General features: G+C 51.6%; 8 protein-coding genes and 1 pseudogene. 1 reads left to right on the top strand and 8 read right to left on the bottom strand.

Annotation, left to right across the window (positions count from 1 at the left end; all coding sequences use genetic code 11):
- Nucleotides 1–104: 104 nt before the first annotated feature.
- The gene (locus ACX1DY_RS30270) at nt 105–374 is read right to left on the bottom strand and encodes a hypothetical protein (protein WP_458967827.1); all 270 of its coding nucleotides are present in this window, start codon (nt 372–374) and stop codon (nt 105–107) included.
- A 65-nt stretch (nt 375–439) separates the two neighbouring features.
- Nucleotides 440–2,665 (bottom strand): MMPL family transporter, encoded by a 2,226-nt coding sequence (locus ACX1DY_RS30265; protein WP_458967826.1) that lies wholly within the window; start codon nt 2,663–2,665, stop codon nt 440–442.
- A gap of 176 nt (nt 2,666–2,841) precedes the next feature.
- Here ACX1DY_RS30265 and ACX1DY_RS30260 point away from each other — a divergent pair.
- Nucleotides 2,842–3,291, top strand: a pseudogene (locus ACX1DY_RS30260) (GNAT family N-acetyltransferase); the annotation flags it as partial.
- 111 nt (nt 3,292–3,402) lie between these two features.
- Here the strand turns inward: ACX1DY_RS30260 and ACX1DY_RS30255 are convergent.
- The 6 genes from ACX1DY_RS30255 to cidR all read right to left on the bottom strand — a co-directional run bounded on the left by ACX1DY_RS30255 (nt 3,403) and on the right by cidR (nt 10,713).
- Complete coding sequence (locus ACX1DY_RS30255; RefSeq protein ID WP_458967825.1) at nt 3,403–5,307, bottom strand: ABC transporter ATP-binding protein; 1,905 nt, start codon at nt 5,305–5,307, stop codon at nt 3,403–3,405.
- Nucleotides 5,304–7,064, bottom strand: coding sequence for an ABC transporter ATP-binding protein (locus tag ACX1DY_RS30250; protein ID WP_458967824.1), 1,761 nt, complete (start codon nt 7,062–7,064; stop codon nt 5,304–5,306). Before ACX1DY_RS30250 ends, ACX1DY_RS30255 begins: the two co-directional genes overlap by 4 nt.
- Nucleotides 7,057–7,443: a MarR family winged helix-turn-helix transcriptional regulator gene (locus ACX1DY_RS30245; RefSeq protein WP_458967823.1), complete on the bottom strand. Its 387-nt coding sequence runs from the start codon at nt 7,441–7,443 to the stop codon at nt 7,057–7,059. The genes ACX1DY_RS30250 and ACX1DY_RS30245 overlap by 8 nt, the downstream gene beginning before the upstream one ends.
- 397 nt (nt 7,444–7,840) lie before the next feature.
- A complete protein-coding gene (locus ACX1DY_RS30240) occupies nt 7,841–9,241 on the bottom strand; it encodes a DNA-binding protein (protein ID WP_458967822.1) in 1,401 nt (466 codons plus the stop codon).
- Nucleotides 9,242–9,398: 157 nt separating this feature from the next.
- Nucleotides 9,399–9,683 (bottom strand): aspartyl-phosphate phosphatase Spo0E family protein, encoded by a 285-nt coding sequence (locus tag ACX1DY_RS30235; RefSeq protein WP_458967821.1) that lies wholly within the window; start codon nt 9,681–9,683, stop codon nt 9,399–9,401.
- Nucleotides 9,684–9,795: 112 nt separating this feature from the next.
- Nucleotides 9,796–10,713 (bottom strand): cidABC operon transcriptional activator CidR, encoded by a 918-nt coding sequence (gene cidR, locus ACX1DY_RS30230; RefSeq protein WP_458967820.1) that lies wholly within the window; start codon nt 10,711–10,713, stop codon nt 9,796–9,798.
- Nucleotides 10,714–10,798: the final 85 nt, after the last annotated feature.

Here is a 10,798-nt window from a genome sequence, read left to right as displayed (position 1 = left end):
GGGTACAATAGTCATCGAGTAGGGTTCCTCCTTGGTGGTTTCGCAATCCCGAGGATACCCTACTTTTTTGTTGCCTGGCTAGGCTCCAAATCTTGGTACACAACTTACTTTACGCCATCCCTGCGGACCTCCAACAACGGCATTTCTGCCGTTGTTTCACCCAGAACCCGCCTGCGGACCTCCAACAACGGCATTTCTGCCGTTGTTCCACCCAGAACCCGCCTGCGGACCTCCAACAACGGCATTTCCGCCGTTGTTTCACCCAGAACCCGCCTGCGGCACTCCAACAACGGCACTTCTGCCGTTGTTTGTTCAGTATGCACTAACGGCGTTCGCTTCGCCTGATTCCACGGCAGCTCTGCCGCTTCCTTCACTACAACAGGGATGCCCGCCTGCCTTCAAAGGCACAGCGGGCATCCCTGTTTCTTCACGCTAACGCTCAGTCCTCACGACCAGGCAGCGCACGCTCCAGCTCCTGGTGTTTGCCGGGCCAGAAGGCCCAGCGCCCAAAAAGAACGGTAATCGCAGGCACGAGGAACGGACGGACCACGAAGGTGTCCAGCAGCACGCCAATGGCGGTGATGATGCCGAACTGCACCAGCACCTGAATCGGCAAGCTCGCCAGCACGGCGAAGGTTCCGGCCAGAATGAGCCCGGCAGAGGTAATGACCGAACCAGTCTCGTTAACACCTTCGGAGATAGCCTGCTTCAGCGGCATCACCTTACGTTTTTTCCAGATGTTCGAGATCATGAAGATGTTGTAGTCCTCTCCAAGCGCCACCAGGAACACGAAGGAGTATAGCGGGATCGCTCCCTGAATAGCATCCGCACCCAGCAGGTAATGAATAATAATCCAGCCAAGGCCGAGGGCCGAGAAGAAGGAGAGGATAACAGTTGCTACCAGATAAACCGTCGCCACTACAGAGCGCAGGTAGATCAGCAGCAGTACGGTAATCAGTCCGATAACAACCGGGATAATCAGGTCCGTATCCCGTTCCCCCAGCTCCTTGGTATCATGCTGGGTTGCCGTCTGCCCGCTGATCCATACGCTGTCTTTGGCGTTGTCCAGACCGGATTCTACAAGCGCCTGTTCCACTGAGGCCTGCAGGGCCGGAATGTGACTCATAGCCTCCAGCGAATACGGATTGCTTTTGAATTCAATATCATAGCCGAGAATGTTCTTGTTGACCGCACCCTGCTGCGGATCGGACACCGTATCAATATACGAAATGCCGCTAAGGACAACCTTGATGTCCTCTCCGTCTACCTTACCCTGCGTATCCACCATGAGCTTCGCGGGGGCCAGCTCTCCGGGGGAGAACTGCTTGCCGATCAGATCAAAGCCTGCGCGTGACTCCATATCCTTCGGGAAAGAGGACAGAATATCATAGGTGAACTTGATTCCGCTGGAGAACGAGGCCAGCACCCCCAGAATGACAACGGTCACCCCTACAATGGCCCAAGGACGGGAAACGACGAGGCCGCCGATTCCTTTTTTGGTGGAGGCTTTGGGCTGTGGAGCCGGTTTGCCTTTAGCTTTCGCCCGTTCAGCCTCCATCTGCGCTGTGCGCGGAATAAAGGGAAAGAACGAAGTCCGGCCAAAGATCGCAAGCAATGCCGGCACCAGCGTCAGGCTGGCAATCCCCATGATCAGAATCGAGACACTGAACGGAACCGCAAACCGGTGGTAAGCACCGTACTTGGCCAGCAGCAGCGCAAACAACGCCAGCACAACCGTAAACCCGCTCATCGCGATAGCCCCTGAAGAATGAGTAATGGCACGCCGCAAAGCATTGCCCTTGCTCTCTTCCACCTTCAGCGTCTGACGGAAGCGGGAGATCAGGAAAAGGCAATAGTCAGTTCCGGCACCGAACAGCAGGACAGTCATGATGGAAATAGCCTGGGAATCGACAGTGATCCAGCCCTCCTGAGCAATTTTGCCGAGCACGGGACTGGTTACTCCATACGCAAAACCTACCGCAACCAGTGGAATCAAGGCGAGAATCGGCGAACGGTAGATCAGCAGCAGGAACACCAGTACCAGCACTACCGTGGCAATCAGCAGCGAAACATCCGCATTCTTGAACAGCCCTGTGGCATCGACGGAAATCCCCACCGGTCCGGTTACCCGAAGGTTAAGCTCTCCGCTATCCACCTTCGCCGCCGAAGGCTCGCTGCCCGTTTCTGCATTTACAAGCTTTTTCATAGCCGATAGAGCTTCACGAAGCTGTTCACTGTCTGCCGTCTTCTCAAAAAGCACCGGCGTCACCAGCGTGCTGCCATCCTCCGACAATGAGGCCTTAAGCGCCTGCGGCGGCAGTTTTCCCAGCGGCGGGACATAAGTCTGATGCTCCAGCGGCTGCTTTTCAAGCTTGCCGTATACAGCGATAATCTGCTTCAGGTCCGCTTCGGACATTCCGCCTTCCTTATGCCATACGAGCAGCGCAGGTACGCCGCTTCCGGCAGGGAACTCCCTTTCGGCAACTACAGATGCCTTTACGGACGGCGAGTTTTCAGGAAGGTTGGAGGCGTTGTTCAACTCCTGGGAGTTCACGCCTGGCCATAACATAGTGAGCGCTGCTACCACTGCAATCCACACTAGCAAAGTAACCCACTTGCTCTTGCTGCCTGCCACCCATTTACCGTAGCCTGACATTCCTTTCATCCTCTCTTCGCACCCTCCGGCCAAAAATGAACCGCGGGTCATTTTCATATCCTTATCATATATATGCTGCAAATTTTAAGCAAACCTTTTTTTCGACTCTGTTAATTAACCCTGTGATCATTACTTGAGTTGATTTCATGCTAGAATGGAATTATTCGGTTTTTAGGAGGAGAAAAATGGATATCCGGAAACTGCGTGTAGATGAAACACCTCCAATAGAGTTGTTGTTATTAGCTGACCCTTCGCAATCACTTGTTGAGGAATATGTGCAAAGGGGAGAATGTTATGTAGCTGAAAGTGACAATCAAATTATCGGGATTTATGTACTGCTTCCAACAAGACCTGAAACTGTAGAATTGGTAAATATTGCGGTCACAGAAGCGCTGCATAATCGGGGGATTGGGAAACAGCTGGTAATTGATGCAATTCAAACAGCTAAGTCACAAGGCTACACAACGATAGAAGTTGGAACTGGAAATTCAAGCATAGGACAATTGGCTCTATATCAAAAATGTGGTTTTAGAATAACTGGTGTCGATATGGATTTTTTCGTCAGACACTACAGCGAAGAAATTTTTGAAAATGGCATACAGTGCAGGGATATGATTAGATTATCTCAAGATTTATTTCCTGAAAAAGCCCCCCTACACACAGTTAGGACTTCGCCTGCTGTGAATAGAGGGGCTTCGGGCAGCCGCCAAATATAAATTGTTCGGCCTTGTATTTATTGCATCAGCTTAACTTACTTCTACCAGATCATCACCGGAGAATTGGCTGTTGTACAGGTCGGCGTAGAAGCCGCCTGCTTCCAGCAGCTCTACATGCGTGCCTTTCTCGATGACACTGCCGTGATTCATCACAAGAATCAGATCCGCGTCACGGATAGTCGATAGGCGGTGGGCAATGACAAAGCTTGTTCTGCCCTTCATCAGCGTGTTCATCGCCTTCTGGATTTGTACCTCAGTACGCGTATCAACGCTGCTTGTCGCTTCATCAAGAATCAGAATGGACGGATCGGCCAGAATCGCCCGGGCAATCGTCAGAAGCTGCTTCTGCCCCTGCGAGATGTTGGAGGCTTCCTCGTTCAGAATCGTGTTATAGCCGAGCGGCAGGGTACGGATAAAGTGATCGGCATGCGCAGCCTTGGCAGCCCGCACCACATCCGCTTCTGTAGCGCCTTCGCGGCCATAGGCAATATTTTCGCTGATTGTGCCGTTGAACAGCCACGTATCCTGCAGCACCATACCGAATTTGCTGCGCAGCTCGCTGCGCTTCATATCGGTAATATTGACGCCGTCGATGATAATCTCCCCGCCGCTGATTTCATAGAACCGCATCAGCAGGTTGATCATCGTGGTTTTACCGGCGCCGGTCGGTCCTACAATCGCAATAGTCTGTCCGGGGCTGACCTCAATGTTCATATCCTCAATCAGGATGGCATCCTCTTTGTAGCCAAATTTCACGTGACGGAATTCAACGGAGCCTTCTTCAGCATCCGCCGTGCGTTTCGCCAGGGAGGTGCTAACCTCAGGAACTTCCTCTTCTTCATCCAAAAGCTCAAATACACGTTCCGCCGAAGCAATCGTCGATTGAATAATATTGGCAATATTGGCCGTTTGCGTAATTGGCATGGTGAACTGGCGTGAGTATTGGATAAAGGCCTGGATATCCCCGACATCAATGATTTTCTTGGTAACAAAAATACCGCCGACCACACAGACGAGCACATAACCCAGGTTGCCGATAAACATCATCAGCGGCATGATCATCCCGGACATGAACTGTGAGCGCCAGCCGGAGTCGTATAGCGAATCATTGATTTTGTCAAACTCATCAAGCGAATGCTTCTCACGGCCAAAAGCCTTGATAATCCGGTGACCGGTGTACATTTCCTCAACATGGCCGTTGAGCTGTCCCAGTGATTTCTGCTGGCCGATGAAGTAGGACTGTGAGCGTTTGGTGATGCCCATGATCACCACAAAGCTCAGCGGCAGGGTAATGATCGTGATCAGAGTCAGCCAAGGGCTAATGGTCAGCATCATGATAATGACACCGATAATGGTTACGATAGCTGTAATAAGCTGCGTCAAGCTCTGCTGAAGCGTAGTGCTGATATTGTCCACGTCGTTGGTGGCGCGGCTGAGAATTTCCCCGTGTGTCCGGGAATCGAAATATTTCAGCGGCAGCCGTTCCAGCTTGCTGTTGATCTGCTCGCGCATATCGAAGACAACCTTCTGGGCTACGCCGGACATCACATACTGCTGCACATAGCTGAACAACGCGCTGAACAGATATAGGCCAGCCAGGAGAAGCAGAATTTGGTTCACATAGTCAAAATCAATCTTCGCTCCCGGCACTTTCATGAGAATGCCATAAGCACCTTCGAACAGCTTGGTTGTCGCTTTACCCATCACCTTAGGGCTGAAAATACTGAATACGGTACTGGCAATTGCCATAATAAAAACAATAAGAAGCTGGAACTGGCGAGGCCGCAAATAACGGATCAGACGGCGCAGCGTCCCTTTGAAATCCTTGGCTTTCTCGGGAGGCAGCCCCATACCCGGACCGCCGGGTCCGCGCCCGCCGCCAAAACCGCCATGCCGGCGGGGAGCCGTTTTGCTTGCACTATTCTGTTCACTCATGCTATTTCCTCCTCTGAGAGCTGAGAGGATACGATTTCGCGGTACACATCGCTATTCTCCATCAGCTCACGGTGCGTGCCCATTCCGGCAATCTGGCCTTCATCAAGCACAATAATCCGGTCGGCATCCATAACGGTGCTGACCCGCTGGGCAACAATCACTACGGTCGATTCCGTAGTCTCGGTCTTGAGCGCAGCGCGCAGCTTGGCATCCGTCTTGAAGTCAAGTGCCGAGAAGCTGTCGTCGAACAGATAGACCTCCGGTTTTCTTACCAGTGCGCGGGCAATGGACAGCCGCTGCTTCTGGCCGCCGGAGACGTTCCCGCCGCCCTGGGCGATTTCCGAGTTGAAGCCATCTTTCATCGCGGACACGAAATCGAAGGCCTGCGCCACCTTGGCCGCATGAATAATCTCTTCTTCCGTAGCATCCTCTTTGCCGTAGCGTATATTCTCGTTGATGGTGCCGGTGAACAGCACCGCTTTTTGCGGAATATATCCGATCTTGCTCCGCAGCTCTTCCTGTGTCATCTCACGCACATCAACACCGTCTACCCGCACCGCGCCTTCAATAACGTCATAGAATCTCGGAATCATGCTGAGCAGCGTAGATTTCCCTGACCCTGTACCGCCTATAATGGCTGTAATTTCACCAGGCCGGGCGCTGAAGCTGATCCCGGAGAGCGCCGGCTGTTCCGCACCGGGGTAGGAGAAGGATACGTTGTCGAACTCGACAAAACCGCGCATGCCATCACGTCCATCCTTGCGGGTCGCTGTAGCAGTTGTCTGAAGCTGCGCAGCCGTTGGATCTGTAATTTCCGGCTGCATATCCAGCACCTCGTTAATACGAAGCGCAGAAGCGGACGCCCGGGGAATCAGCACAAACATCATGGATACCATAATCAGGGAGAACATGATCTGCATCGCATATTGGATAAAAGCCATCAGCGAGCCTACCTGCAAATCGCCGTCGCCGATCCGGATTCCACCGTAATACAGGATGGCGATCATCGAGAAGTTCATCACAATCATCATCAGCGGCATCAGACCGGCCATAATTTTATTAACCTTAATGGCAGTATCCGTTAGATCTCTATTGGCTTCAGTGAACCGTTCGTTCTCATGGCTAATCCGGTTGAACGAGCGGATGACACGGATACCCGTCAGATGCTCGCGCAGCACGCGGTTCAATTTGTCCAGCTTGACCTGAATCGCCTTGAACAGCGGCAGCCCCTTCATGCCGATGAAGAGAATCGCGCCGATAAGCAGCGGAATAACTACTACGAAGATCAAGGACAGCTTGGCATCCTCCGAGACCGCCATAATAATCCCGCCGATCATCATCATCGGTGCGCCGACCATCATGCGCAGCATCATAGTCAGCACGGTCTGAACCTGTGTAATATCATTAGTGGTGCGTGTAATCAGCGAGGCTGTACCCAGCTTGTCAAATTCATGCAGGGTGAAGTTCTCCACATGATTGAACATCCGCGAGCGGGTGTTCTTGCCGAAGCCGGCGGCGATTTTTGCCGACAGATAGCTGGCAATGATCGAACACAGGGCGCCTCCCGCTGCAACCAGCAGCATGAAGCCGCCGATTCTCCAAATGTAGCTGCGGTCTCCCTGCACAATCCCTTTGTCAACAATGTCGCTCATCAGGGTAGGAAGATACAGATCCCCCATAGACTGCAGAAACACAAGTATTAACACCGCTGCTACAGCCAGCCTAAAAGGCTTTAATTGCTTCAATAATTTAATCACGTTTCTCATCTCCGTTCATTTGTAACCGGTCTAGATTAGGCGGCGGATTGTCCTCTATGAACCTATGCACCTTCTGCAGCAAATCTGCCAATTGGTTGCACTCGTCTTCGCCCAAATGTTCCACCAGCCTGTTAAGAGTAGCCTCCATATGATCCCTCGCCCTGCGGGTAATAATCCTCCCCTGCTCCGTGAGCTTGATGCGCACAACCCGCCGGTCGGAGGCATCCGCTTGTCTCACCACCATCTGCTTGGCCTCAAGACTGTTGATAAGCTGCGTAACAGTTGGGGGCGTAAGTCCCAAAAATCGGCTGATCTCGGAAACCTTCATTCCCTCATCCGCTGCATGTGACCGTTTGGCGATGCATATTAATAAAGTCATCTCACTAGGCTTATGTCCCTCTACCGTCTGCTGCCAATGAGCTTTGCGTAAATGCCGGAGTGCGGAGAAAAGCCGGTGCGCGACTGGATTTTCTTGATCTATCCCAATGTGCCCACCTCCATTTTAATTAGGTATACAAATATTTAAACATGCTATTAATTAGGCAACCTAATTATATTTTCGCCATGACTCTTTGTCAATTGTTGTATCCGTTATCAATTATTACGGAATGAAGAACAGCAGCTTCTCCATTCCGGGCAGCACAAAGAACCCCCTGCCATGAAGGCGGGGGGTGGTTGTCCGACTTTGAGGGTCAGCTTAGAAGCCCATTCCATGCTCCAGCACTTTGAAAGATCCGCCTTGCCCTGCAGGTGCCTCTGGTCCGATCAGGATGAAGCTAAATAATGCCAGAACGCTGAATGCCATTAACAGTGTTTTCTTCATTTTTCCTCAGCTCCCTTATAGTTTCGCCATATTTCTGTTGCTGCTGCTCGGTCGCATAATTCCTATACGTCTCAAACAAAGTTACACAATCAATTATGTTGCTGGCACCGTTCAGCCGGATGGCCAACTGAAGCGACTGCAGAATACTGTCTACCCCTTGATTATACAACTCACGGTCGAGAAGGTACATCGAAATTTGATAGCGGAGCCGATATAACCGGTCAATGTTGATCGGGTCCATAAATTGCTCAAATCGCACCATTTCCCGGGAGAACTGCGCGAGAACATTGTCTACAGAGAAGCCGTAGCGGTTGGCCGACTCTACAATGACAACCAGACCGGGCAATATTTCACCGGGGTTGTCAGCCAAGAAGGTTGTATAAGCCGGGAGGGCCTCCTCATTGCCGATCATCATCTCCAGCGTAAACCCGTTGGCTATGGCAAAAAGGCTGAAGCTCTCCACAATATGCCGTCCTTCTTCGTCCAGAATTTCAAACCAGCTCAGGTCCGCATATCCGGCGGTATATTTCTTTGCTTCCTCATAGTTGCCCTGTTTGGTAAGTGCGGTTGCCTTGGCTAGATAACCGTGGCCGTAATATATGACAAGCGGACGCTCCAGATTCAATTCCTCGTGGCGTCTGCCGGATTTTTTCCTGAGCTGCTCCCGGTAGATCCCGTTAGCGAGTGCTCTCAGCTCATCCGCGTACTTCTCCACGTCCTTCCACTTGTGCAGTGTGAAGCAGACGTTGGCCAGCTTAAGCAGCCCATCAAGCTGCATATTCTCTGGAAGACGTCCGCGAAAAGGTTCAAAGGTGATAACTGCCCGCAGTTGTTCTTCCTTATCCACGACGGATTCCAATGACTTGAAAATACGGTACTGGCTGATGGCCATACGCTCAGAATAGCTGTCCTGCTCATTGTCTACGATAATTTTATAGAAAATAACCGACTCCTGGATTCTCCCGCTGCCGAATAATTTCTCTGCCACGGAATACAAAATATCCAGCGGCTTCGAATATTCCATGATCCGGCTTAAGACATCCTCTATGCAATGCTGCTTGCCAAGCTCGGCACAACGGATTAAAAAAGGCTCCACCCGGCGGCGGGAGATCCTCTCCTCGCTGAAGCACTCATCCACATATAACGGATATAACCATCCTTCCGGAAATCCGAAGGCTCTAGTGAACGCATCAAGTTGCCGCAGAGAAATTGGCTTAGGCGGGTTCCCATGAAGAATAGCGCTGAGACTTCCGCGGTTCAGGCCAGAAACCTTCGCAAACGAAGCGAGATTATAACCCGAGCGGGATAGATGTTTCTCAATTTCTGAGCGTATGGTTGTCAACTTCGCCTCCACCCGGCCACCCCCTCCGTTAACTCTGATAATGCCCTTCTATTAATTGCCATTATAGGTGATGCTTATAGAAAGCACAACAAAATGGCCCCACAAAGTGGGGCCATCCAGTTCAAAGGTTTTGGAGAAATTTCACATATTACAAAATCAAATAGTAAATTTATTGTTGCAGCGCGGCTTTGCTTCGCGCCCTGTGGGTCTTTGGTTTCTTCCCGTAAGCAGCTGCTGCGCTCTTGCGGCTGCGCAAACTTTCCATCATTTTGTTCTGGGCCATCACGATGTAGCCATCCAGACGCTGGCTTAGCTCCAGAACCACGTGATCGCTGAGACTGCGCTCCTGTGCAACCTCAAGCAACTCACTTCTAAGACTCTCTATAGTAATAAACAGTTCATCTTCTCTATACTCTTTTAAAAGTTCAACAGGGTAATTTTGGTAAAGGCTCATGATTGCTCACCTTCTCTCTATCAACTTCATCCCTATCATAATTCATGATGCCAAAAAACATATTTTGAAAAAAAAGAAAAATATGTCGATCACAATACAATATTTAATTTCGTTATTTCTTCTCTCCGGCTCCCGGCGGCAAATACCGTTCCCCCAGCACCTTCATCGCGAAGTTTATCCATTCACGTGCCGCAAAGGACAAGTACCGGTCTCTGCGCCAGATCATACCGAGCTGCCAGGGAATGACAGGCTCCGTCAGCGGCACCACGGAAATCCGCGTACGGTCCATGTCCCGGCAGATGGTCTCCGGGAGCAGGGCGATTCCCATTCCGGCATCCACCATCCGGCTGATCAAATCCCATTGCGAGCTTTCATATACGACCTTGGGCTGAAATCCTACCTTAACGCATTCAGTGATAATCCGGTCATGCAGGGCAAAATCCTCCCGGAACAGCACAAACTCCTCCTCCGCCAGCTCCCTCAGCGGCACAGCCGCCGCTCCGGCCAGCCGGTGTCCCGCAGGCACCAGCAGTTCGAGCTTCTCCTCTACAAAGGTGAAGCAGTGAAATTTCGCTGTATTCACCGGCAGCACAATTGCTCCGATGTCGAGCAGCCCGGTCTCTACATCATCCTCCACTTTTTTGGCTCCGTCTTCGTGCAGGCGGATCGTCACGTCCGGGTAACGGCGGTGAAACTCGCCAATTACCGCAGGAAAGAAGCTGGCACCGACCATCGGCGGCAGCCCGATGCGGATGTGGCCCTGCTTCAAATTGCGCAGGCTGTCCAGCTCCGAGGACAGGCTCACGAACGCTCCCACGATGTTCTGCGCCTTGGTCAGCAGAATCTCTCCGGCATCCGTCAGCCGGATGCTTTTGCCCTCGCGGTAAAAGAGGTCCGCCCCAAGCTCCTCCTCCAGATTGCGGATCATTTTGCTGATTGTCGGCTGGGAGATGTACAGCGATTCCGCCGCTCTGGAGAAGCTGTTCAGCCGGGCTACCTGGACGAAATACTGCAGTTGCCGGATATCCAAATTCGCCGCCTCCTTGTATAGATAAATGGAATGTCACTTATTCATTCTATTCATTTTACCTATGAAAGAAATGGATGTAAACTTT

The sequence above is a fragment of the Paenibacillus sp. BAC0078 genome (assembly GCF_054483875.1).
The sequence above is the reverse complement of the archived record's forward strand: the minus strand, read 5'-3'. Positions and strand labels throughout refer to the sequence as shown.